This is a genomic window from Leifsonia sp. 10L418 (assembly GCF_056395445.1).
In genome coordinates, this window is the sequence record NZ_JBFTJN010000002.1 from 71,426 (window position 1) to 95,311 (window position 23,886).

The following is a 23,886-nucleotide window of genomic DNA, read 5'->3' on the forward strand; positions in this document are numbered from 1 at the left end:
TTGCAGCTTTGATGAATCCGTTGAATACTTCTTTCATAACCATATTGCTGGGCCACAAGCCCGTTTCTACGTTTCAACGAGGAGACTTCGTATGAAGAAGCGCTATCTCTCTATTGCCATGTTCGCCGTGGCATCACTCGGTCTTGCCGCGTGTTCCAGCGGCGCAACCGGCAGCGGAGACACCGTCGACGGCAAGGGACAGACCCTCTCGGTCTGGATCATGCAGGGAACGAACCCGAACTCCGAGGAGTTCTTTGACAAGGTCGGCACCGCCTTCACCGAGGAGACCGGCGCCAAGCTGAAGGTTGACTTCGTGCAGTGGGCTGACGCTCACGACCGCTTCGTCACCTCGATCGCCGGCGGAACGACACCGGATGTCGCCGAAACCGGTACCACCTGGACCGCAGAGTTCGCCGACGCCGGCGCCCTGCTGCCCATCACGAAGCAGGTCACCGACGCGGGCCTCGACGGCAAGCTCGTCTCCGGCCTCGTCGAATCGGGCACCTACGACGGCGAGCTGTACGGCATGCCGTGGTACGCCGGCGTTCGTTCGCTCGTCTACCGCTCGGACACCTTCACCGAGTTGGGTCTCTCCGCACCGACAACCTGGCAGGAACTCGTCGATGCCGGCAATGCGATCAAGGCGGCTCACCCCGACATGATTCCGTTCGCCGTTCCCGGCAACGCCGAACAGGGCGTTTACCCGTGGGTCTGGGGCGCCGGTGGAGAGGTTTCCACCAAGAAGGGTGACACCTGGACGTCGGGCCTCGACAGTGCGAAGTCGCGGGAGGGCATCCAGTTCTACACCGATCTGGCCACCAAGCACGGCTTCTCCACCCCGGGTGCCACCACCTGGAAAGAGAGCGACGTTCTCGACAACTTCGTGCAGGGCAAGGTTGCGATGGCGTTGACCGGCTCGTGGACGCCGGCCACCATCATTCAGAAGGCACCGGAGCTCGAGGGCAAGTTCGCTGCCACTCCGATCCCCGGAAAAGACGGCGGCATCAGCCCGTCGATGCTCGGCGGCTCGCACCTCTCCACCTTCAGCACGACGAAGAACGAGGCACTCTCGTTCGAGTTCGTGAAGATGATGACCACCGGCGAATTCGCCGAGGAATGGGCAGCGCAGACCGGCTACTTCCCGGGCGAATCCACGCTGCTGGCCAAGACCATGAAGTCTGACAACCCCCTCGTGACCCCGTTCGCGAAGCAGATGGTTGACGGCGGCGCCTCGCTGCCCGTCACCCCGAAGTTCGGTGCGGTGCAGGCCAAGCAGACCACCAACACGATGATGCAGTCCATCCTCTCCGGTCAGAAGTCCGTCGAGCAGGCAACGGCTGATGCCGCTGCTGAGATGGACTCGATTATGAACGGCAAGTAGTGACAACCACGCTCAACCGCCCGTCGTCGACCGTGAGCGAAACGCTCACGGTCGGCGCCCGGCCCCGCCGCCGGTTCACCTGGGCGACATCCCGCCCGTGGATTCTGCTGACGCCGGCCCTCATCATCCTCGGGGTGCTGCTGCTCTGGCCTCTCGTTCGCGTCTTTCTCTTCTCGCTGCAGGACTACGGTCTGCGTGAGATCGTCAGCGGCAAAACAAACTTCATCGGCCTCGACAACTACGTCGAGATCTTCACGAACCCCACCCTGTGGACCGTGGTGCTTCCGAACACCGTCGGTTTCGCCGTGCTCTCGGTCATCGGCACCGTCGGCCTCGGCACCGGCGTGGCCCTGTTGATGGCCTCGCTCGGTAATTTCTGGCGCACCGTCGTTGGCAGCTCGATCATGATCGCCTGGGCCATGCCCGCCGTGACCGGCACCTACGTCTGGACCTGGATCTTCGACGCCGACAACGGAATCGTCAACCAGACCCTGATGGGCCTCGGCCTGATGGACGAGCCGTTCAACTGGTTCACCAACCAGTGGACCTTCTACGGCATCGTGCTGATCAACATCATCCACCACGGTTTCCCGTTCGTCGCCATCACCGTGCTGGCCGGTCTGCTCGGAGTCTCGAAGGAGATGCTCGAAGCGGCACAGATGGATGGCGCCGGCGCAATTCGCCGTTTCTTCCAGATCATCGTGCCAACCCTGAAATCGGTCTTCGCGGTCGTGATCATCCTCTCCACGATCTGGGACTTCAAGGTGTTCGCGCAGGTCTATCTGATGCCGGGCGGCGCCGGCACCAACCGGTCGGTTCTGAACCTGGGCGTCTGGTCCTACGTTGAATCGTTCGGCCAGAACCGCTACGGCTTCGGCTCAGCCCTGGCCGTGCTACTGACACTGGCCCTGCTCGCCATCACGATTGTCTACGTTCGCACCATGCTCAAGGAGGACAAGCTGTGAGAAAGAGCTGGCGAACCAATCTCGGCAAGGCAGTACTCGTCACGCTGCTGCTTCTGTTCACACTGTTCCCGGTCTACTGGATGCTCTCCAGCGCGTTCGACGCGAAGGCCTCCAGCGGCGGCCAGTCACTCGTGCCCGCCGAGTTCACGCTCGACAACTTCAAATATGTGCTGACGGAGGGCGGATTCGACGTGTTCCTCCGCAACTCAGCCATCGTCGCCGTCGTGACGGTTCTCGTCTCAGCGCTCGTCGCCGTGCTGGCCTCCGTGGCCGTTGCCCGGTTCAAGTTCAAGTTTCGCACCGCGATTCTGTTCATGATCCTGGCCGTGCAGATGGTGCCGCTGGAAGCCCTGGTCATTCCCCTGTTCGTGCAGGTGCGCGACCTGCACATGCTCAACACCTTGCTCGGCCTCGTCGTGGTCTACGTGGCGCTCTCGTTGCCGTTCGGCATCTGGATGCTGCGTGGCTTCGTCGCCGCGGTTCCGGTTGAGCTCGAAGAGGCGGCCTATATCGACGGCGCCAGCTGGTGGCGGATGTTCCGCTCGGTCTTGCTTCCCCTCATCATGCCCGGCCTCGTCGCAACGAGCATTTTCTCGTTCATCACCGCCTGGAACGAGTTCATCTTCGCGATGACACTGCTCGGCGGCGCGTCTGACCAGTACACCGTTGCGATCGGCCTCAAGCAGTTCTTCGGCGAGCACTCCAACGAGTGGGGCTATGTGATGGCCGCCTCGACGCTGATCACGATTCCGGTGATGATCTTCTTCGTGCTCGTTCAGCGCAAGCTCTCGAGCGGTCTTGTGGCAGGAGCGGTCAAGGGATGACCAGCAGAAACGATCCCGCTCTCCGCGCCCTCGTCGGGAGTGTGCTCTGGCCGGGATTCAACGGCTATGTTGCGCCCGATTGGCTGAAGTCGGCATTGGACGAAGGTCTCGCCGGCGTCGTCTACTTCGGTCAGAACATCGACGCCGACGACGCCGAACAGCCGGCCCGGCTCTCCAGCGAACTCCGCAGCATCCGTCCCGGTGTGCTGATCGGCGTCGACGAAGAGGGCGGGAACGTTTCACGGCTCGAGGCCGCACGCGGCTCAACCCTGCCGGGGCACGCGCAACTCGGCCGCCGGGGCGACGTGGCACTGACCAGGGAGGTGGGCGCCGAACTCGGCCGCCGCCTTGCCGCGGCCGGAGCCAACGTGGCCCTCGCACCCGTTGCCGACGTCAACACGAACGCGCAGAACCCGGTCATCGGCGTGCGCGCCTTCGGCGACTCGGCCGACCTCGTCTCCCCCCATGTCGCGGCGATGGTCGCCGGGCTGCAGTCGAACGGTGTCGCGGCCTGCGTCAAACATTTTCCCGGACACGGCGACACCCACACCGACTCGCACCACAGCCTGCCTCGGCTCGACCTGACCTGGCAGCAGATCGAACGCGATCACCTGCCCCCGTTCCACGCGGCAATCGCGGCCGGCGTTCTGGCCGTGATGACCGCCCACATCGTGGTGCCCGAGTTCGGTGAGCTGCCGGCAACCCTGAACCCGGCACTGCTCGCCCGCCTGCGTTCCGCCGGTTTCACCGGCACCATCGTGACCGATGCCCTCGACATGGCCGCCATCCGTTCCACGGTCGGCGCGGGTCCGGGCGCGGTGCAGGCGATTCTGGCCGGAGCCGACCTGCTCTGCATCGGCAACCCCGCAAACCTCGGCCCGAAGGCCGGCGCGACCAGCGACCTCGACGACTTTCTCGAGGTGCAGAACGCACTCTTCGATGCCCTCGACGACGGCTCGTTGCCGGTGGCGGCGCTCGAGCGGGCATCCGTTTCGGTGGCCACCCTGCTGCCCGCGCTCACCGTGGGCCCGGTCGACGCGGCCTCCACGGCTGTTGCTGTTGCTGTCGCGAGCGTTGCCGGCGTTGGATCCCGCGCCCCGCGCGAGTTCACCGCGCTGTCACGCGAACTCTGCGCGGTGACCGGGCCGCTTCCCGTCATCGGCGAGACGCTGACGGTGCTTGACCTGCGCAATCGCGCCACGATCGCCGTCGCCTCGACCGTGGATGTCTTCAGCACCGCACTGCGTGAGCGCTTCGACGTCACCCGGATCAGCCACGGTGGGCTGGCCGCGCGCATCGCAGACGATGCGGCTCCTCTTGCTGCACAACTCTCCGCCCTGCTCGAGCGCGTGCCGGGCACATCCGGCCTGATCGTGCTCGTCGACGCCATCGCCAGTGCGGGGCTGCAACGCGACGCCCTCGCGGTTGTCGCAGCCAGCCGTCCCGACGCACTCGTCGTGAACGCCGGGCTGGCGGCGACCGAACCACTGCCGCTGACCGCGATCGAGTGCCTGAGCGCGAGTCGTCTCTCGGCCGAGACGGTGCGCGAGCTCGTGCTGCAGGCCAGCGAACGCTGCACTCGCACCACTGCTGAAGAAGAAGCACCGCTGGCCCTGGCCGACGATCGGAGCGGCGCGTGACGCTCGCCTCGGTTCCGGTGATTCTCGCGGTCGACCTGGGCAAGACATCCTGTCGGGTGCGCGTCACCCGTGCCGGTCAGGTTCTTGCTGAAGCCGCCGGCGCCGGCGCCCCCGGCCTGGCCGACCATGACGGTGCCGCCGTGTCGGCCCGCACCATTGCCGCGACGCTCACCACTCTGCGCGCCACCGCCGACGGCGCGAATGCGCTTCAGCAGGTCACCCATCTCGGGGTGGGCGCTGCGGGCGCCGCCGCCGCACCGGCCGCAGCCGCCGCCCTCGCCGTGCTGCTGCGCGCCGAGCTCGATGCGCCGGTTGCCGTGCTCACCGACGCCCTGGCCGCTCACGCCGGAGCCTTCGGCGGCAGCGCAGGAACTGTACTGATCACCGGGACCGGGGCCGTTGTGTTCTCGGTGCAGGCTTCGGGACTGGTTCTGCAGGTCGACGGTTGGGGCCCGTGGCTCGGCGACGACGGCAGCGGCCGGTGGATCGGTCAGCGCGGTCTGCACGCCGCTCTCAGCGCCCACGACGGTCGCGGACCGCATACCGCTCTGCTGGCCGACGCCCAGGCGTTGACCGGCGATCTGGCGACCCTGCCGATCTGGGTCGCCGAAACCGACGCACCGGCACGGCGCCTCGGCTCGTTCGCCCCGACCGTGCTGCACCGCGCCGCCGAGGGTGACGCCGTCGCCGTCGGCATCGTCGATGAGGCCAGCCGGCTGCTCGCCGCCAGTTGCGCGGCGGCCGGTCAGCCCGAAGTCAGCTTCGCCGGAGGCCTGGGCTCAAACGACTACTTCGCGCGTTGTCTCACTGACGCGCTGGCGGCATCCGGTCTGCACCGCGTCACACCGCGCGGAGACCCGCTCTCTGGCGCAGCCCTTGTGGCCACAACTCTTGCTCTCCCCTACGAAAGATGGATTACCCGTGGCTGAGTCACTCACCCGGCGCCGTGAAATGCGCGACATGCTCTCAACCCTCTCGACCGAACAGGTGAGCGAAACCTGGCCAGACCTCGACCTTCTCGGCGTCGACGAACTCGTCACGGCGATGAACACCGACAGTGCGACGGTCGCCGCAGCCATCGAGGCCTGCACGCCGGCCATCACACAGGCCATCGAGGGTGTTGTCGAGCGGATGCGACGGGGCGGACGCCTGCTCTATGTGGGCGCCGGCACCGCCGGACGCATGGGCATCCTTGATGCCAGTGAGATCCCGCCGACGTTTGGCACCGCGCCGAGCCTCGTCGTCGGAATCATCGCCGGAGGGCCTCGTGCAATTCAGGCGGCGCTCGAGAACGCCGAAGACGACGCCTTCGCCGGGGCGGCCAGCCTCGCAGAGCTCGGCATCACGCGCGACGACGCGGTTGTCGGGATCTCCGCATCCGGTCGCACCCCGTTCGTATTGGGCGCGCTCGACGCGGCAAATCATGCCGGGGCGTTCACCATCGGTTTCGCCTGCAACGCACACTCGGCGATCGGCCAGGTCGCCGACGTCGCCATCGAAACAGTGGTCGGCCCCGAAATCGTGACCGGCTCAACCCGGCTGAAGGCCGGCACCGCCCAGAAGCTCGTGCTCAACATGATCAGCACCATTGCCATGGTCAAACTGGGCAAGGTGCACGGCAACCTGATGGTCGACATGAAGGCCACCAACGAAAAGCTCCGTGCCCGGTCCGAGCGCACCGTTATGCTTGCGACGGGCGCTGACGCTGAAACCGCTGCACGTGCGCTCGCAGAAGCTGGCGGTTGGGTGAAAGCGGCAATCTTGATGGTTCTGACCGAGCTGGATGCGCCCGGCGCGCGCGACGCTCTCGACCGCCACGACGGGGTCTTGCGCGACACGCTGCGCGACGTGCTGGCAGGCGTTCACGATCATGCACGGGACTAATGTTCTGCTCGCGCTGCGCCAGGCTTTGCCCGGACTCAGCGCGGCAGAGGCGAAAGTCGCCAACGCGATCATCGACAACCCCTCCCTCGTCGTCGACCTGACCATCACCGACCTGGCCCACGCCTGTTCGACATCGCAGGCCACGGTAGCCCGGTTCTGCCAGAGCCTCGGTTATTCGGGCTACCGGGAGTTTCGGCTGGAAGTCGCGAGCGCCACAAGCCGGGAGCAGGCGACGCGGGAACGCTTCGACCTGGCTGACAGCGAGATCGACCCGACCGACAGCGCTCAGGAGGTCGTCGCGAAGATCGCCTACCAGGAGACGTTGGCCATCGAACAGACCGCCAAGGGCCTCGACTTCGAGACGCTCGACCAGATCGTGGCGGCGCTTGTCACTGCCCCGCACATCGACATTTATGGCTTCGGCTCCAGCGGACTCACCGCGCAAGACCTGCAACAGAAGCTGTACCGCATCGGCTTGCCGGCCCATTGCACGGTCGACACGCACCTGGCGCTGGCGTCCGCAGCGTTGCAGCGGCCCGGCAATGTGGCGATCGGGTTCTCCCACTCCGGGTTGACCAGCGACACCATTCAGGCCCTTGAAACTGCGGGAAGCAAGGGCGCGACGACCGTCGGAATCACGAACTTTCCGGAATCGCGCTTGGCCGACAAATGCGACTTCGTGCTCACAACGCAGGCCAGGGAGAACCGGTACCGCTCCGGTGCGATGTCGAGCCGGATTGCGCAGCTCGCCCTCATCGACTTTCTCTTCGTGCGGGTCACCCAGAGCATCTACGACCAGGCGACCGAGTCGCTGCGTCTGACCTACGAGGCGGTGCAGAGCCACCGGCTGCCGCCCGAGCGGCATCGGCTGGCCTCCGAGCGTCCGCCCGAATAGTCCGCCCGAACAGCTCGCTGGCGAGTGCACGTGGTCGAGTCAGTACGGAAATAGCGGCTCTCCCTCCATTCGACGGAGATTTTCACCGTTTTGACCAATTCCAGGCAGGTTCGGCCGATTTTGCGATCAATCTCCGTCGAACGGGTGCGGCTGCGCACCACCGCTGCACGCACCGCACACGACTCCGGCCCGAAACCCTAGGCTGGGCGCATGAGATTCGGACTTTTTGTTCCCCAAGGCTGGCGACACGACCTCGTCGGCATCGATCCGGCCGAGCAGTGGGCGGCGATGAGCGGCCTGGCCGCCCACGCGGACGCCGGCGCCTGGGAGTCGATCTGGGTCTACGACCACTTCCACACCATTCCGGTGGCGACTGATGAAGCGACTCACGAAGCCTGGACATTGATGGCCGCCTTCGCCGCGACCACCGCGCGCGTGCGCCTGGGCCAGATGTGCACCTGCATGAGCTACCGCAACCCGGCCTACCTGGCGAAGGTCGCCGCGACGGCCGACCTCATCTCCGGCGGCCGCGTCGAGATGGGCATCGGCGCCGGCTGGTACGAGCAGGAGTGGAAGGCCTACGGCTACGGGTTCCCCCGCGCCGGCGAACGCCTGGCCCGCCTCGAGGAAGGCGTGCAGATCATGAAGCAGGCCTGGACGACCGGCCGCGCCACCCTGCACGGCGAGCACTTTCAGGTCGAGGATGCGATCGTGCGGCCGCTTCCGTTGCAGGAGGGCGGCATCCCGCTGTGGATCGCCGGCGGCGGCGAAAAGGTGACGCTGCGGATCGCCGCGCAGTACGCGCAATACACGAACTTCGACGGGTCACCGGCCGGATTCGCGCACAAGAGCGAGCTGCTGCGCGGGCACTGCGAGGCGCTCGGCACCGACTTCGACGCGATCACCCGGTCGTCGAACTACAACACCATCGTCGCCGCGACCGAGGCCGAAGTAGCCTCGCGCATCGACGCGATCGAGGCGCGGGTCACCCCCTACCTCGGTGAGGCAAAGGCGGCGGAGTTCGTTTCGGAGTACCGCAGCGGCGACGCGCTCGGCGTCGGAACGCCGGAGCAGATCGTCGAGCGCCTGACCGGGATGCAGGAGTTGGGGCTCGGCTATTCGATCCATTACTTCCCCGAGGCGGCCTATGACCGGTCGGGAATCGAGCTCTTCGAACGCGCGGTCATGCCGGCGCTGCTCGGCGCGCGTCAGGCAGTGTCTGAGCTGGCGTAACCCGCTCGCGCGCTGAACCTGAACCGCCGAGAGTCGCCGTTCGCACCGAGCGTCGCCGCTACAACGGCGATTCTCGGCAGCAGTGGCAACGCTCGGCGCGGCGGACGCGGGGCGTCGTGCATCCGCTCTCAACGGATGCGCGCACGTCACGTCGCCTCGCCACCTCACATCACGCGAAGCCACGTCACGTCACGCCACCTCGCCGAGCTTGAGCGTTGCGGTCGAGTTGCCCTGTTCTGCCGGGCAAAGTCGACCGGAAGTGTCAATCTCGGCGGGACGGCTGCTGCGGAACGGTGAACGCGGGAACCCCCGCGAGGCGCCCGCCGTCGACGGCGAGCACGGTGCCGGTGACGAACGACGAGGCGTCGGAACAGAGCCAGACCGCCGCCGCTGCAACCTCATCGGATCGACCGACCCGGCCGAGCGGCACCGCTCGGGCCGCTCCCGCCTGAGCGGCGGGGCCCGCCGCGGCGAGATGGTCGGTGAGAATGGGGCCGGGCGCGATCGCGTTCACCCGGATTCCGGACGCCGCATAGTCGAGTGCCGCCACGCGCGTGAGCCCGCCGACGCCGAATTTGCTCGCCACATAGCCGGTGAGGCCGGCGACGCCCTGCTCCCCGGCGGTCGAGGAAAGGTTCACGATCGCGCCGCCTCCGTTCTCGAGCATCAACTCGACCTCATATTTCAAGCACAAGAAGGTGCCGCGCAGATTCACCGCGATCGCCGAGTCGAAACTCTCGACCGGCCAGTCGGCGAGTGGCGTCGGCGGGAGTCCGCCGCCGGCCGCGTTGTTCACGGCGGCATCGAGGCGTCCGAAGCGCGCGGTGATGGCTTCGAAGAGGCTGCGCACCGAATCTTCGCTCGTCACGTCGACGGGGATCGCCACCGCGCTGCCTCCGGCGGCTTCGATCGATTCCACCTGGCGGGCGAGGGCTTCCTCACTCCGGGCGGCGAGAATGACCCGGGCACCGGCTTCCGCGAGCGCCTGCGCGATTGCGGCACCGATCCCCTGACTTGCACCGGTGACCAAAGCGACCTTGCCGGCGAGCGGGCCGGCGACATCCGTTCGTGCGTCGCCCGGCCGGGCCTCGGCGCTCATCGTTCTCCCCGATTCGCCGCAGCCCGGTTCTGAGGAAGCAGGAAGCCGACGGCAACGAGCCAGATCAGCCCACCGAATCGGGCGATCGGAAGCAGAAACTGCAGCGGCTCGATCGCCATCGACAGAAAACTGAGCTCGGCGAGCGCGGCAATCACCAGGCCGATCCAGGCGAGCCAGCGCGGAACGAACCGAAGAATCAGCGCGGGAACCGCGATCCCGGCGATGAGAAGTCCGAGCCCGACGACGAATCCGACGCCGCCCGTGATGAACGCGAAGAACGCGAGCGCGTGCGTGAGCGTGACGTCGGTCGTGATTTCGGGCCGGCTCAGCAGCCAGATCACGCAGCCGGAGAGCATCAAGAAGACGGATGCCGCCATTCCGCCGAAGAAGCCGATGCCGGGACCCGGCACCCGCACGCCCAAGCGCAGTTGGCGCGCGTACACCGTGGCGGCGAAGATGCCGAGCGGCACGGCGGATCCGAAGATGAACAGGCTCGAGATGCGCGTGGCCTCGGGGTTGGCCTGGAAATATGCGGCGACCTGGCTCGCCGGTTCAAACGGCGAGACGAAAAATTGGCCGCCGGTCATCACCGCGCCGACGATCAGTCCGGCGAGGGTGAGCGCCAGGCTCACCACGGCCAGGATGCCCGGGTTGGGGCCACCAGATCGCGCCGGCCGGTCGACGCGCTGCAGAGTGGCGTCAGTCATGTCATTCCTCCTCACAATTGAGTCATACCAAGAATGATTCACCTCTTGAACTATTCTGTCAAGGAGGTAATCTGGAGCCATGGATTCCCCCACGCCCCGGCCGCGGCGCACCGCCTTTCTGCTCTCGCAGCTGGGCGCGCTGGCCTCCGCGCGCTTCGCCGAGCGCACGCGGGAGATCGGGCTCACGCCGAGCGACGCCGGGGTGCTCCGCCTGCTCGGCCGCACCCCCGGCCTGAGCCAGCGCGAACTCGCCGATCGCCTCGGGGCCGTGCCGAGCCGGATCGTTCCGCTCATCGACTCCCTCGAAAGCCGGGGTCTCGTCGGTCGCGAACGCAGCAGCACCGATCGGCGCAACTACGAGCTCACGCTGACGGATGCGGGCCGCGCGATCCTCACGCGACTCCGGTCAATTGCGGAGCAGCACGAGGCCGAGTTGCTCGCCCCACTCTCTCCCGAACAGTCGGAGCAACTCGAGTCGCTCCTGGCACAGCTTGCCGGAGGCGCCGCACTCGACGCGGATCTGCACCGGGATCTCGGCCGCTAGGCCAGCCGCTCGACCAGTCGCATCCACCCTGTTCCTCGGATCCAACCCGCTCCTCGCATCCGTATAACTCCTCGATTCCGCAGTCCCGCCGACGGGCAGGCATGCCGGCGGATGCTGACGCCGCCGGCCCGGGACTTGCCTACGAAACCTCTCCGGGCGCGGAGCCGATCTCCTCGAATTCCATGCGGCATCCATTTCTCCGCCGTGTCGGAGATACACTAGCCTTCACACGCATGTGAAGGTAGTGAGCGCAGGCACTGCGCGAGTGTCGGCACGAAGGAGCACAGGATGAAGATCGGCGAGCTGTCCAAACGCACCGAGGTGTCAACGCGGCTTCTGCGCTACTACGAGGAGCAGAACCTGCTCACCGCCGACCGCGAAAGCAATGGTTACCGCGACTACCCGGAGTCGGCCGTCGACCGGGTCACCCAGATCCGCGGGCTGATCGACGCGGGCATCCCGACCGCGTTGATCAAAGACATGATCCCCTGTTTGAAAGGCCTCCCGTCGGTGCAGGTCGAGAAGATCACGCCCGAAATGATTGAGACTCTCGGCCAGCGCCGCGAACAACTCGCCAAACGCATCGAGTGCCTCACCCGCAACCTCGACGCCGTCAGCGCCTACCTGACCGAGGCGACCCGAACGGATGCCGCGGGCCAGCCGGCACGCTGACCCGCGCTTTCGACGCTGCCGGTGTACGCGGCCCCGCCCAGCACGCGAGCCACGCGAGGCCCGCGAGGCCCGCAAGCCACGCGAGCCACGGAGTCCAGCTCCGCTCCGCACTCAGTTCAGCCGCGCCCGCGCCGCAAACCCGGTGCGCGCCGCGAACGCGAGCCCCAAACTGACCAGCGCGATCACGCCGGCCACCACCGGAAGTCCGCCGACCCCGCCGAAATCGAGCACGACCCCGCCGAGGAATGCCCCGCCGGCAATCGCCCCATTCCAGACGGTCACGATCATCGACTGCGCAACGTCGGCTGCGGGACCCGCGACGCGGGCCGGAGCGTTTTGCAACAAAGCCGGAGCCCCGCCGTACGCCATCCCCCAGAGCGCGACCGCGACGATCGTGACGACGGGATTCGACCCGGCCACGCCGATTACCAGCGTCGCGACCGCGAGCACCGCCGTCGCCAGCAGCACGAGCGGGCGCAGGTGCCGGTCGATCAGCACGCCGACCAGCCCGAGCCCGGCGATGGCACTCGCGCCGAAAACAAGCAGCACGACGTCGAGGCGCTCATCCCATCCCGACGCCCGCATCAGCGGAGCGATGTAGGTGTAGGTCACGTTGTGGGCGAGCACGAAGGTGAGCGTGACGGCCAGGATGGCGGCGAGCCCGGGAGTGCGGAACACCTGCCAGAGGGTCGCGCGACCGGCCGCACTCTCGCCCGGGAACCGCGGCACCGCCAGCAACACCCAGACCACGAGCAGCGCTGTCGCGACGGCGATCAGGCCGAAGATCATCCGCCAGCCGAGCAGCGAGCCGAGCAGGGTGCCGAGCGGGAGGCCCAGGGCGAACGCGAGTGGCGTGCCGGCCATCGCGACGGCCAGCGCCCGCCCCGCTTGCGCGGGCGGAACCATCCGCATGGCGTAGCCGGCCATCATCGCCCAGAGCAGTCCGGCGAGCACCCCGCCGCCCACCCGGGCGATGAGGATCACGGCGTAGCTCGACGACACCGCGGTGACCACGTTGACGAGGGCGAAGCCGACCACGAGCGTCAGCAGCAGCGTGCGGCGCGGGATGCCGCGGGTCAGCGCGATCAGCGGAATCGCTGTCAGCGCCGTGGCCAAGGCATAGACGGTGACGAGCTGACCGATCTGCGACTCGGACACGCGCAGTGCAGAACTCATCTGCGGCAGCAGCCCGGCCGGCAGGGTTTCGGTGAGCACGGCGAGAAAGACGACGGCGGCGAGCGCGAGGAGTCCGCCGACGGGAAGGCGGGGCTCGGCGACGGATGCGGCCGACGAGACGTCGGAAGCACGATGGGGCCCGGTGTCGAACGAAGCAGGCTCACGGAATGGGGCCGCGGGAACAGGTGCGGTAAGGGGTGATGAGGACATAACGCAAGTGTCCAACCTTGACACTAATGTCAAGGTCAAGACGACTCGCTGACCCGCGAAACTGCAGTTGTCGGAGCCTCACGCGGTGGGAGGCTCCGACAATTGCAGTTTCGCGGTGGACACAGCACGCACAGGGTGGGCTGCGATACTCGAAAGCAGACCGCGGAGCCCGATCTGGCCGCACCCGCCCCCGTGCACGAACGAGGGCGGTGTTGCCTCAGCCGTGTCGTGTCACAGGAGTTGACGCATGTCGAGCACGCCCCCGAATTCAGCCGCCGCCGATGCAGCGACCCCGGTTTCCGCGGCTCCGGCTGCCGATGCCCCGGTTTCGGCGACCCCGGTTGTCGAAGCGCCGGGATCCGAAGCGCCGGGATCCGACGCTCAGATCGGCTGGCTCGAGAACGGGCAGCAGCGTTCGGCGGCCTGGCGCTCGGATGGCGGCTGGCCCGCCCCGGCGACGGTCGTCATCGGTGACGACGAAATGACCGCGGATGCCGCCTACCGGCTGGTGTCCGCCGGCACCGGCGTGCTCTGGCGCGGCGATTTCAACAACGCCCGCCAGCTGCTCAGCGCACTGGCTCGCCGCGTCGACAAGCGTTCACGTTCGCCGCGCAGCGATCTGACGACGGCTTTTCATACTTTTCGAGCGGATGCCGCGAAGCGCGCCCGCCGTCTCGGACTGATCTTGGTGGAGCTCGACTCCACCCTCGCGGTGCCGCTCCGCCGGGCGCCCGAGGTGCGCGACGCGTGCCTCGAAGCGTTTGGCCCGGGCCTCCGCCGGGCTCCCGGCACCTCGTCGGTTCTCGCGCTGCGCGAGCTGCTCGGCGTGATCGGCGCCCACGAATGGCGTCGCGAAGGTGTGCCCGTCGCAGCACTTGGCGCGCGCATCCACCCGCACTACGGCGTCTTCTCACCGGTGCGCGGGGAGTACCTCGACCTCGTCTCCAATGCGCCGCTCCCCGCCGCCGCGACTCGGCCGGGCGGCGTCGCGTTCGACATCGGCGCCGGAACCGGCGTGCTGTCGGCGATCCTCGCGAAGCGCAGCGTGACCCGAGTGATCGGCACCGACCTCGACCCGCGCGCCCTCGCCTGCGCGGCCGATAACATCACGCGCCTCGGGCTCAGCTCACAGGTTGAAGTGGTGCAGGCCGACCTGTTCCCGAAGGGCCGCGCTGACCTCATCGTTTGCAACCCGCCGTGGATCCCGGCGTCGGCCACGACGTCCACCGATCACGCCGTGTACGACCCGGACAGCCGCATGCTGCGCGGCTTTCTGGTCGGCCTGAACGAGCACCTGGCTCCCGGCGGCGAAGGCTGGCTGATCATCTCCGACATCGCCGAGCGGCTCGGGCTGCGCTCCCGCGCCGACCTCCTGGACCTCATCGAAGACGCCGGACTCATGATCGTGTCGCGCCTCGACATCCGCCCGAGGCATCCGAAGGCCGTCGACGCCAGCGACCCGCTGCATGCCGCGCGCGCGGCCGAGATCACGTCGCTCTGGCGACTCGCTGCGGCGTAGGGGTCGCGGTCGGGCCGACTAGTCGGCGACCCGGCGGGCGCGTTCGCAACTGCGGAGAATTTTGAGAATCCGGGGATTCTCGGGCTCGAAAAGCCGGAATTCCTCAGAATCTCCGACGTTAGAGACACGGCCTGGGTTGACGGATCGGCTGGCAGAGGTCTCGACAAGCTCGACCACCGGCCCAGATCAGCGTCACTTCTGCGCGCGATACTCCGCGCGCAGCTCCGGCGCGAGATGCTCGGTCGCATAGCTGAGCGCCGTGCGCCCCATCTCGGCCGCATGCGCATCGAGAAACTGCAGCAGCAGCGCCCGGTCAACCCGTTTGCCCACCTCGCGCAGCATCCAGCCGACCGCCTTCTGCATCAGGTCGGCGCGATCGGGGAGGAGAACGGATGCAAGCTCGAGCGTCGTCGACGCATCGCCCCGCCCGATGAGGCCCTGCGTCGCAATCATCCCCGCGCGCCGTTCCCAGAGGATGTCGCTGGCCGCGAGCTCGAAGAGCACTCCGCGGTCTCGGTCAAAGAGAAAGTCGCCGAGCAAAGTGGGAGCTGACGAGTCGACGAGATCCCAATTGTTGACCCGTCCCTGGCGAACTGCGGCCAGGTAGAAGTCGGATAGCCGCGTGCGCTCGACATCATCGAACGTTCGCGGCTTGCTCGCCCGCTGGAACTGGCCGGCCAGAATCAGGACGGCCGCCAGACGGTGCTCGTGCACCGCGCTGTCGAGAAGCAGTTGCACCTCGCCAGGCGGCAGCTGGGCGAACGGTTTGATTGCCTGGCGCAGGGCCGGCACGCGCACCCCGATGAAGACGTCGCCTTCGCCGTATTCGCCGGGCCCGGTCTTGAAGTACCGGGCGGCGCCGCGGGCGTCGTCGGGGTTCGCAACCGCGGCGAGCACCGACTGCACCGCGATCGCCGTCAGCGCCGACGCATCCGTTTCGGTAGCCATATCGACACACTATCCAGCCGCAGCCGTTGCAGCATGCGCCGCGAGGGGACGTGCGCCACCCGCTGCGCGCGTGCCGACACCCGCTCGCGCCGACGAGAAGACGCGTCCACGCGCGGCTGACGCAGCTTTCCTGCAGACGCCTGCAAGAAAACGCTGGACATCCCTCGCTAGCCTGAAGAGTGGTGCAGTTTCTGCGCCACTCTTTGCTGCAACTGCGGCCAATCAACGAGGACGGGAGGTTCCCATGTCGAATTACATTGCATCTGCACTGGTCGGTGAGCCCGAGGTTGTCGAAGACGCCCGCACCATCGACCTGGCCGCCGACGTCGAAACTCATCCCGCCTGGCTCCGCCTGAAGAACGCCGCAACGGCCCTGCAGGCCATTCAAACCCAGGATGGCTCGATCCCCGACCCGGCAGACCACACGGATGCCGCGGCCCAGGTCACCACGCTGACCCAGGCCATCGAGGAACTCGCCCCGCTGTTCCCCCACGATGCCGGCTACCTCAGCGCGCTCGTCACGGACTTCACCCGCTGGGCCACCGGATCAGAAGAGTCTCCGCGCTTCGGCATGCCCGACTTCTTCGACTCGCTGATGGCCTTCCAGCCGCAGCAACACCGTGCCGACGGCATCCGTCACCTCGTCGTGTTTCCGATGTACACCCAGAACGGCAGCACGAACCGTTTCGTCGAGGCCGTGCTGATCGAGGTAATCTGGCCCGAATTCATCGCCGAACTCGAAGAGGAGTACACGAACAAGCTGTTCGTGCCGATTCGTTTTCTCGACTTCACGGCCGGCTACGACACGAACTCGGCCGTGCTCTTTCCCGAGACCGTGGCGATGCGGGAGATTCCGACGTTCACGTGGGGCGCGATCTTCGCCGACCGTGAGGCGGCCCGGTACCGCCGGGTCGTGCGCGCGGCAGCCGAGATCACCCGTCTCGAACTGCCGGAAGACGCGGCGGCACTGCTCGATGACCAGCACCTGACCGAAGAAATGTTCGTCATGTGGGATCTCATCCACGACCGCACGCACATGCGCGGCGACCTGCCGTTCGACCCGTTCATGATCAAGCAGCGGATGCCGTTCTTCCTCTACTCGCTCGAAGAACTGCGCTGCGACCTCACCGCATTCCGCGAATCGGTGAAGATCGAGCGCGACGAGAACGCGAGCCCCGAGGCGCGCAAGCACGCCAAGCTCGTGCAGTACGGCGTGATCTTCGACCGGATCTTCCGGTTCTCGATCACCGGCAGCCGGGTGCGCAACTACGACGGCCTCGGCGGGCAGCTGCTGTTCGCGTGGATGCACCAGCACCACGTGTTGCACTGGACCGACACCAAGCTCGACTTCGACTGGGACGCCGTTCCGGATGTCGTCATCGCGCTCGGCGCCCAGATCGACGAGCTGTACTGGAAGTCGATTGACCGCCCGAAGAAGGCGCACTGGTTGGCCGCCTACGACATGATCGCCGAGAGGCTCACGCCGAACCCGGCCTCGGTCTGGGCGCGCGGGCTCCCGATTGAGGTGCTTGCCGGTCCGCCGAAGGGCTACACCGACCTGGTGATGGACGACGAGTTCCCGCTGTCGATGTTCTTCGAGGCGCTCGACAAGAAGATGAAGACGGTCATCGAGTCGACCCAGGGCATCACCGCTCGTGACTAACAACGCCGAGGGGAAAGCTGGCGGGTCGCCTGACTCGACGGCTGCAGCCTCGACCGCTGCCTCGACCGTCGCTGGTCGCACCGTGCTCATTGCAGGTGCGACCAGCGCGGCCGGGGTCGCGGTGGCGACCGCGCTTCGGGCTTCCGGAGCCAGGGTGATCGCCGTCGGCTCGAACGCCGAACGTTTGGCCACCTTCGCGGCCGAAGTTCCGGGCTCCATCACGCGCGTCTGCGACCTGTCCGACTTCGCGGCCGTCACGGCTCTGGCGTCGGAGATTCGAGACCGGGCAGCCGAGCACGGGCATGGCGGCGTCGACGGATTGATTCACCTGGTGGGCGGATGGCGCGGTGGCGGTGGTCTCGCCGGCCAGAGCGACGACGACTGGGATTTCTTGCACCGCAACGTCATCACGACGCTCCGCAACACGACGCGGGCGTTCAACGCCGACCTGCTGGCCTCGCCGGCCGGCCGGCTCGCGATCGTGTCGAGCACCTCGGTCGACAAGCCAGCTCCCGGCGGAGCGAACTACGCCGCGGCGAAAGCGGCAGCCGAAACGTGGACCCGCGCGGTCGGGCAGGGGTTCGCGAAGACCGCCCCCAATGCGGCCGCGGTCATCTTTGTGGTGCGCGGGCTCGAGGGCCTGGAGGCCGAACTCGCGACCAACGTGGTCGGCCTCTGGAACACGGATGCGGCATCCGTCAACAACACGCGGGTGCGGCTCCGCGAATAGCGCCCTCGCTGGTCGAGCCGGTCGGGTTTCGGCGGCTCGCTTGTTACTGCTGCGGCCACCGCACGTCGCGGTACTGCGCCACCTGCCGCGCGGGCTCGCCGGCATAGCCGGCCGATGCCTGGCAGAAGAAAACGATGAGAACGATGCCTCCTAAGGGGACGAAGCCCCACAACAAATAGAGCCACGAGCGACCGGTATCGCGAAGACGGCGCACGGTGACGGCGAAACGCGGCAGGAATGTGCCCAGCGCCCAGACGAGTATGACGAGTGACGCCGGGAGCATGATCGCTGGATCGGTGGAGTACATCGGCACGGAGAGAAGCATCGTCACCACAGTCGAGAACAGGTACCACCACCAGTACTCTGACCGGCTGGCGACCCCTGTGAAGTCGGCGTACTTGCGAAAAACCGTGACAATCGATTCACCGAAAGTCAGCGGCGGTGCAGCGGTGATGGGTCGCTGCGCGTACCCAGAGCGCGATTGGCTATACGTGCCCTGGCCAGGCGCACCCTGGCCGAACGAGGATTGGCCGAACGAAGACTGACCGAATGAAGTCTGGCCGAAGGTCGACTGGCCGTACGCCGACTGGCCGTACGCCGACTGGCCGTACGCCGACTGGCCGTACTCCGACTGGCCGTTCGCAGGTTGCACTTGTTCAACCGGACGTTCGACCGCAGGAACTGTTGCCTCCCGCTGCGCCGGGGCATCCACCACGACGTTCGGCGTGACGTGGTGCGTCCAGGACGAACCGTCCCACCAGCGCAGCTGATTGCGGGCTTGGGGATCCACGAACCAGCCGGCGGGAACGGTGGGCGTGCCCTCGGTCATCGTGCGCCTCTCCACCCGAAGCCCGCGTCTGCTCGCCGGCGCCATCATCGACGGATGCGGGCCCCCAAACTCTAGCGACGGCGAGTTGCCCTCCGCTGTCGCCACCCCGTTTCGTCGGGCAGCGAATTCGGATGCAGCCGAAATCTCGCGACTGTGGTGTTGTACCATAGTCTACAAAGGTTGCCTTCTTGGCAACCTTTGTTCGGCGCCCGCCCGCATCCGTCGGGCGGCACCGAGAGAGAATGCCAACCCGATCGGAGAAGTCACTCATGTCCACACCCATCGCTCGCCTCGGCAAGGGGTTCAACACCCGTGTGGTTCCGGTCCCCAGCGACTACGACACACTCTCTGCCGCATGGTCAGAAGAAGAGCACCGTGTCGACCTCGGCGATTCCGGCAGCATCGCCGGTTATTGGGAAGGTCAGCCGGGCTGGGTCAGCTTCGACTCGTGGCCCTACACAGAAATCTGCGTCATCATCGAGGGGCGCGTCGCAGTCGAACACTCAGACGGAACGCGCGATGAGTTCGCCGCCGGCGATGCGTTCGTGATCCCTGCAGGACACACGGGCATCTGGCACACGCTCGAACCGACGCGCAAGTACTTCGTCGGAGTCGTCTAGACCCACAACCACAGAGCCTCCGGACCCGTTCGGAATGACAAAGTCATCGGCCGGGCCCGGAGGCACTCGCGTTCGATCAGATCGACGTGCGCGGAGCCATCGCCGAAATCAGCTCATACACGACGTGGGATGCTGCAATAGCGGTGATCTGGGCGTGATCGTATGCCGGCGCGACCTCGACGACGTCGGCACCGACGATGTTGAGCGAGGCCAGGCTTCGAATCACGGCCAGCAGCTCGCGGCTGGTCAAGCCTCCCGCTTCGGGAGTGCCGGTTCCCGGGGCGTGCGCCGGATCGAGAACGTCGATGTCGATGCTCACGTAGAGCGGGCGGTCGCCGACACGCTTCCGCACGCGCTCGATGATCGCCGTGACCCCGTCAGTTTCGAATTCGTGGGCGCCGATCACGGCAAATCCCAGACGCTCATCATCGCGGAGATCCTCGCGCCCATACAGCGGCCCACGCGTTCCCACATGGATGCTCGCGGTCTGGTCGATCAGGCCCTCTTCCGATGCGCGTCGGAATGGAGTGCCATGAGTCACCGGCGCACCGAAGTAGGTGTCCCAGGTATCGAGGTGCGCATCGAAATGGATGACCGCGACCGGCCCGTGCTCGGCGACGACGTTGCGCAGCAGCGGCAAGGCGATCGTGTGGTCGCCGCCAATGACGACCAACCGCATCCCTTGCTCGGTGAGGGCGTGCGCGCCCGCTTCGATCTCGGCGACGGCGGCCTCGAGATTGAACGGATTGGCCGCGATGTCGCCGGCATCAACCACCTGCTGCGTCGCGTACGGCTCAATGTCTTGCACCGGATTGTAAGGACGCAGCAACCGCGAGGCCTCGCGCACGTGCGACGGGCCGAAACGAGCACCCGGGCGGTAACTCACGCCGCCATCGAAGGGGATGCCGACGACAGCGATGTCGGCCCGGTCCACATCTTCGAGGCGCGGCAGGAGCGAGAAAGTCGCGATACCGGCATAGCGCGGAGTCTTGCTTGAATCGGTGGGACCAACAAACGATGAAGAGGACATTTCACTACTCTCGACCCAGACAGATAGACAAAGGTTTCTTACAGACAACAAAGTAAGCATAACAAGCAACTCTCGGGGTGAAGATACTCTTGTTGAGATGTCTGCTCGCCCGTGAACTGACAGCCACCGACCCGCTGGGGGAACTTGTGCGACCACTGCGTCCGGCACCATCGAGCGAGCCGCTCGCCATCGGCGCGAAACTGCGCGCGACTCGATTGGCGCAAGGCCTCACGATCGCGCAGGTCGCTGAAGCCACCGACCTCACGAAAGGCTTCATCAGCCGAATCGAGCGTGACGAAACGTCTCCGAGCGTCAGCACCCTCGTGACGCTCTGCCAGGTGCTGTCGCTGCCGGTCGGCTCGCTCTTTGAGCCGCCGACGAACGAGGTCATCGCACTCGCCGATGCCCCACTGATCAACATGGGCGGGAACGGCGCGATCGAGCGCCTGCTCACTCCCCGCACCGAGGCCGGGGTGCAGGTGTTGCGTTCAACCCTGCACCCGAACTCATCGGGCGGAACCGAGCTCTATACAATCAACTGCGATATCGAGGTCGTGCACGTGCTCACCGGCGAACTTCAGCTGAGGTTCGCCCACCAGACGCTCGTGCTTCGCGAAGGCGACACCACGACGATCGCCGGGCGCGAGCCTCACTCGTGGACGAATGAGTCAGACTCGATCGCCGAAGTCATCTGGACGATTGTGCCGGCGGCCTGGAGCGGCTCGAGCTAGCTCGCCGCTGCCGGGCTCTCGCTGGAGGCCGTGACCAGAGTGCCCACGATTCCCTGACGCTTCAGCCACGCACTGCGGGCATAGCCGACGATGAAGGCCACGATGAGCGGGATGCAGATGATGAAGTTGCCCACACTGTCGAGGCCGGTCAGCAGCGTGAGCTGTGAACAGATCAAGACGAGGACGCCCGTCAAGAGAATCGCCGCCGCAATCGGGGCGATCATCCGGCTCCAGAGGCTTTCGCCCTGTGGCGCCCGCCAGAAGTAGAAGACCACCGCAATCGACGTCGCGATCTGCAAGGCGAGCACGGCAATCAGTGTGGGCGTGTTCGTCCAGATGATCACCTGCAAGTAGGGGTCGAACTGCAGGATGGCGAAAATCGCGATGGCCACCACGACGAGAATCATCTGGGTGAGAGCGGCAACCGTCGGGCTTCCGGTCTTCGGGTTCGTGTGAAAGAGCCGCGCCGGCAGGAGCTTTGCTCGGGACATCGAGAAAAGGTATCGGGAGCCGGCGTTCTGCAGGGCGAGCACTCCGGCGAAGAAGCTGGTCACGACCAGTATCTCCATCACGCCGGTCATCAGTGAGCCGAGATACTGATTGCTCACGTCGAAGACAAGATTGGTCAGGTCTCCCTGGAGAACGCTGCCCAGCTTGTTCGGGCCGATTGCCATCAAGATGATCCACGCCATGAATGTGTAGACCACCGTCAACGCAATGACGGCAATGTACGTGGCCCGAGGAATTGTCTTCTTGGGGTCTTTGGCTTCCTCGCTGTAGATCGCGGTCTGCTCGAAGCCGATGTACACGATGAAGGTCAGAACGAGGAGCGGGCCGAGCGCGGAGAGCGTCCAGTTCGCGGGGTTGAATGACTCCAGGTCGTACCCTTCCGGGGTTCCCTGGATCAGAATTGCCACCGCGAGGGCGAAGAGGATTCCCACCTCGACCAGAAGGAGGGTGGTCAGCACGCGTGCGCCGATGTTGACCTGGGCATAGGAGAGGAAGCCGACCGCGATGCCGATCACGACCGCTGATACTCCCCACGGAACGTCGAGTCCGAGAAAGCGGCTCAGAGCGTTGGAGGCGAAGAGTCCGGCGGCCGCGCAGAATCCAATCTGTCCCATGGTGTATCCGACATAGGCGACGAGCGCCGAACCCGAGCCGATCTTGTCGCCGAGCCCTGCCTTGATGTAGGCGTAGAACGCCCCAGCATCCGTCACGCGCCTCGACATGGCAACGAATCCCACCGAGAAGAGCAGATAGACCAAGCCACCCACCAGGTACCCGACCGGAGAGATCGTGCCGCCCATGACGAACACCATGGGAAGAAACCCTGCGAGCACGGTCAGAGGCGCGGCTGCGGCAACAACAAAAAAGACCAGGTGGGGAGTGGTAATGCTGTTCTTGCGCAGACTCGTCGAAGGGGATTGCTTGGATTGACTCATCATTGTCTCGCTCCAATACTGTCGGTGTGGTGGGGTTTTGGGGCGCTCAGCGTGCGTTCTCAGAAAGGCGCGCTGTGAGGGCCCTGATCTCGGTCTCAAACTCAGCCTTGACGGCGCGACGTTCCGAGTCGTCGAGCCAGATGTGATCGAGGACGTCGAGTGCGATGTGCTCGATGTCACTCTCGGTGGCACCCACGGCTTTCGCGTACAACGCGTACTCATTGCCGAGCCGGGTCTGGTCGAGGGCCGGGTCATCCGTGTTCAACGACACGCTGATTCCGGCGGCCTTCATGCGAGCGATCGGGTTTGAGGCGTCGTTCTCATAGCCGTGGTAAAGGCTGGTCGACCAGCAGGCCGCGACATGCATCCCCGACGCGGCGACGCGCTCCATGAGCTCGTCATCGGTCACCAAGAGGTAGGAGTGATCGAGGCGGTCAACACTCAGAAGCTCCAAGGTCGTGCGCACATTGCGCGGCAGCGCCCATTCGCCCGCGTGTGCCGTTCGGCGAATGCCGTGTTTGCCGGCGAGCTGAAATGCCTCGACGAATGACTCGGGCGGACCAGTCATTTCATTCGCATCCATGCCGATTCCGACGACTTCATCCCGCGGATTGTCGATCACGTCGTGCACGAGTTGGGTCGCCACAGCCGGCGCCTGTTCCCGATTGATCGAGGGAATGATGCGCCCTCGGATACCAACCTCCTTCTCCGCCTGGCGCATGCCGTCAATCAGGCCGTCAACCATCGATGCGTAGGAAACTGCCCAGAACGTGCCGTGTTGGGTGGGGTTGAAGAACATCTCGCGGTAGCGAATGTTCGAGTTGGTGAAGGCATCGATCTGCGCCTCGTAGGCGACGCGAGCGAAGTCGTCCCGGCTCCGAACGGCCGAAGTGACGGTATCAAGAAGTTCCAGTGACGCTACCGCGTGCGGCTGGTACTGGGGGTCATAGGGATCGTCGGGATGCGGGAGCGTGATCCCGTTCTGCGTCGCGAGTTCACGCAGTGTCTGCGGACGAACGACTCCGGCGAAGTGGCAGTGAATTTCTGCCTTGGGCAGCCCTTCGATGAACTCTGATCGCGGTGAGTGTGCAAGGGGGGTCGACTCGGGCATCGCTGTCCATTCTTTTTATTTCATTTGAAT

The 23,886-nt window shown here is 66.0% G+C and carries 23 protein-coding genes; 15 read left to right on the forward strand and 8 right to left on the reverse strand.

Annotation, left to right across the window (positions count from 1 at the left end; all coding sequences use genetic code 11):
- Window positions 1-91 precede the first annotated feature (91 nt).
- From AC1DCF_RS03795 to AC1DCF_RS03830, 8 genes are all read left to right on the forward strand, one after another.
- Window positions 92-1,381: a sugar ABC transporter substrate-binding protein gene (locus tag AC1DCF_RS03795; protein ID WP_477209873.1), complete on the forward strand. Its 1,290-nt coding sequence runs from the start codon at window positions 92-94 to the stop codon at window positions 1,379-1,381.
- Complete coding sequence (locus AC1DCF_RS03800; RefSeq protein ID WP_477209874.1) at window positions 1,381-2,346, forward strand: carbohydrate ABC transporter permease; 966 nt, start codon at window positions 1,381-1,383, stop codon at window positions 2,344-2,346. The genes AC1DCF_RS03795 and AC1DCF_RS03800 overlap by 1 nt, the downstream gene beginning before the upstream one ends.
- Window positions 2,343-3,170: a carbohydrate ABC transporter permease gene (locus AC1DCF_RS03805; RefSeq protein ID WP_477209875.1), complete on the forward strand. Its 828-nt coding sequence runs from the start codon at window positions 2,343-2,345 to the stop codon at window positions 3,168-3,170. The genes AC1DCF_RS03800 and AC1DCF_RS03805 overlap by 4 nt, the downstream gene beginning before the upstream one ends.
- Window positions 3,167-4,810, forward strand: coding sequence for a glycoside hydrolase family 3 N-terminal domain-containing protein (locus tag AC1DCF_RS03810; RefSeq protein WP_477209876.1), 1,644 nt, complete (start codon window positions 3,167-3,169; stop codon window positions 4,808-4,810). The genes AC1DCF_RS03805 and AC1DCF_RS03810 overlap by 4 nt, the downstream gene beginning before the upstream one ends.
- The gene (locus AC1DCF_RS03815; RefSeq protein WP_477209877.1) at window positions 4,807-5,739 is read left to right on the forward strand and encodes an N-acetylglucosamine kinase; all 933 of its coding nucleotides are present in this window, start codon (window positions 4,807-4,809) and stop codon (window positions 5,737-5,739) included. Before AC1DCF_RS03810 ends, AC1DCF_RS03815 begins: the two co-directional genes overlap by 4 nt.
- A complete protein-coding gene (gene murQ, locus AC1DCF_RS03820; protein WP_477209878.1) occupies window positions 5,732-6,694 on the forward strand; it encodes an N-acetylmuramic acid 6-phosphate etherase in 963 nt (320 codons plus the stop codon). Before AC1DCF_RS03815 ends, murQ begins: the two co-directional genes overlap by 8 nt.
- Window positions 6,681-7,589 (forward strand): MurR/RpiR family transcriptional regulator, encoded by a 909-nt coding sequence (locus AC1DCF_RS03825; RefSeq protein WP_477209879.1) that lies wholly within the window; start codon window positions 6,681-6,683, stop codon window positions 7,587-7,589. Before murQ ends, AC1DCF_RS03825 begins: the two co-directional genes overlap by 14 nt.
- Before the next feature lie 210 nt (window positions 7,590-7,799).
- Window positions 7,800-8,822: an LLM class F420-dependent oxidoreductase gene (locus tag AC1DCF_RS03830; protein ID WP_477209880.1), complete on the forward strand. Its 1,023-nt coding sequence runs from the start codon at window positions 7,800-7,802 to the stop codon at window positions 8,820-8,822.
- Between the two features lie 262 nt (window positions 8,823-9,084).
- Here the strand turns inward: AC1DCF_RS03830 and AC1DCF_RS03835 are convergent, their stop codons facing one another.
- Both AC1DCF_RS03835 and AC1DCF_RS03840 read right to left on the reverse strand, forming a co-directional pair.
- Entirely contained in the window at window positions 9,085-9,921 is an 837-nt protein-coding gene (locus AC1DCF_RS03835; protein ID WP_477209881.1) for an SDR family NAD(P)-dependent oxidoreductase, read from the reverse strand.
- Entirely contained in the window at window positions 9,918-10,628 is a 711-nt protein-coding gene (locus tag AC1DCF_RS03840) for a hypothetical protein (protein ID WP_477209882.1), read from the reverse strand. The genes AC1DCF_RS03835 and AC1DCF_RS03840 overlap by 4 nt, the downstream gene beginning before the upstream one ends.
- Before the next feature lie 79 nt (window positions 10,629-10,707).
- Here AC1DCF_RS03840 and AC1DCF_RS03845 point away from each other — a divergent pair, with 79 nt between their 5' ends.
- Together AC1DCF_RS03845 and AC1DCF_RS03850 are read left to right on the forward strand one after the other, a co-directional pair.
- Complete coding sequence (locus AC1DCF_RS03845; protein ID WP_441792154.1) at window positions 10,708-11,172, forward strand: MarR family winged helix-turn-helix transcriptional regulator; 465 nt, start codon at window positions 10,708-10,710, stop codon at window positions 11,170-11,172.
- Window positions 11,173-11,460: 288 nt separating this feature from the next.
- Complete coding sequence (locus AC1DCF_RS03850) at window positions 11,461-11,844, forward strand: MerR family transcriptional regulator (RefSeq protein ID WP_477209883.1); 384 nt, start codon at window positions 11,461-11,463, stop codon at window positions 11,842-11,844.
- Window positions 11,845-11,955: 111 nt separating this feature from the next.
- On the opposite strand, the gene AC1DCF_RS03855 is transcribed toward AC1DCF_RS03850, so the two are convergent.
- On the reverse strand, window positions 11,956-13,230 hold the full coding sequence (locus AC1DCF_RS03855; protein WP_477209884.1) for an MFS transporter: 1,275 nt from the start codon (window positions 13,228-13,230) through the stop codon (window positions 11,956-11,958).
- A gap of 247 nt (window positions 13,231-13,477) precedes the next feature.
- Between AC1DCF_RS03855 and AC1DCF_RS03860 the strand changes: the two genes are divergently transcribed.
- Window positions 13,478-14,749: a methyltransferase gene (locus AC1DCF_RS03860; protein ID WP_477209885.1), complete on the forward strand. Its 1,272-nt coding sequence runs from the start codon at window positions 13,478-13,480 to the stop codon at window positions 14,747-14,749.
- A gap of 192 nt (window positions 14,750-14,941) precedes the next feature.
- Here the strand turns inward: AC1DCF_RS03860 and AC1DCF_RS03865 are convergent, their stop codons facing one another.
- A complete protein-coding gene (locus AC1DCF_RS03865) occupies window positions 14,942-15,697 on the reverse strand; it encodes a DNA alkylation repair protein (protein WP_477209886.1) in 756 nt (251 codons plus the stop codon).
- 244 nt (window positions 15,698-15,941) lie between these two features.
- Here AC1DCF_RS03865 and AC1DCF_RS03870 point away from each other — a divergent pair, with 244 nt between their 5' ends.
- Together AC1DCF_RS03870 and AC1DCF_RS03875 are read left to right on the forward strand one after the other, a co-directional pair.
- Window positions 15,942-17,360: a DUF6421 family protein gene (locus AC1DCF_RS03870; protein WP_477209887.1), complete on the forward strand. Its 1,419-nt coding sequence runs from the start codon at window positions 15,942-15,944 to the stop codon at window positions 17,358-17,360.
- 82 nt (window positions 17,361-17,442) lie between these two features.
- Window positions 17,443-18,090, forward strand: coding sequence for an SDR family NAD(P)-dependent oxidoreductase (locus AC1DCF_RS03875; RefSeq protein WP_477210536.1), 648 nt, complete (start codon window positions 17,443-17,445; stop codon window positions 18,088-18,090).
- Window positions 18,091-18,133: 43 nt separating this feature from the next.
- On the opposite strand, the gene AC1DCF_RS03880 is transcribed toward AC1DCF_RS03875, so the two are convergent.
- A complete protein-coding gene (locus tag AC1DCF_RS03880; RefSeq protein ID WP_477209888.1) occupies window positions 18,134-18,919 on the reverse strand; it encodes a DUF805 domain-containing protein in 786 nt (261 codons plus the stop codon).
- A 269-nt stretch (window positions 18,920-19,188) separates the two neighbouring features.
- Here AC1DCF_RS03880 and AC1DCF_RS03885 point away from each other — a divergent pair, with 269 nt between their 5' ends.
- Window positions 19,189-19,539: a cupin domain-containing protein gene (locus AC1DCF_RS03885; protein ID WP_477209889.1), complete on the forward strand. Its 351-nt coding sequence runs from the start codon at window positions 19,189-19,191 to the stop codon at window positions 19,537-19,539.
- A 76-nt stretch (window positions 19,540-19,615) separates the two neighbouring features.
- Here the strand turns inward: AC1DCF_RS03885 and speB are convergent, their stop codons facing one another.
- Window positions 19,616-20,569, reverse strand: coding sequence for an agmatinase (speB, locus tag AC1DCF_RS03890; protein ID WP_477209890.1), 954 nt, complete (start codon window positions 20,567-20,569; stop codon window positions 19,616-19,618).
- Window positions 20,570-20,646: 77 nt separating this feature from the next.
- Here speB and AC1DCF_RS03895 point away from each other — a divergent pair, with 77 nt between their 5' ends.
- Window positions 20,647-21,300: a helix-turn-helix domain-containing protein gene (locus tag AC1DCF_RS03895; RefSeq protein ID WP_477209891.1), complete on the forward strand. Its 654-nt coding sequence runs from the start codon at window positions 20,647-20,649 to the stop codon at window positions 21,298-21,300.
- Here AC1DCF_RS03895 and AC1DCF_RS03900 read toward each other — a convergent pair.
- Complete coding sequence (locus AC1DCF_RS03900) at window positions 21,297-22,748, reverse strand: APC family permease (protein ID WP_477209892.1); 1,452 nt, start codon at window positions 22,746-22,748, stop codon at window positions 21,297-21,299. The two genes, AC1DCF_RS03895 and AC1DCF_RS03900, sit on opposite strands and share 4 nt — an antisense overlap.
- A gap of 43 nt (window positions 22,749-22,791) precedes the next feature.
- Window positions 22,792-23,856: an adenosine deaminase gene (add, locus tag AC1DCF_RS03905; protein WP_477209893.1), complete on the reverse strand. Its 1,065-nt coding sequence runs from the start codon at window positions 23,854-23,856 to the stop codon at window positions 22,792-22,794.
- Window positions 23,857-23,886 lie beyond the last annotated feature (30 nt).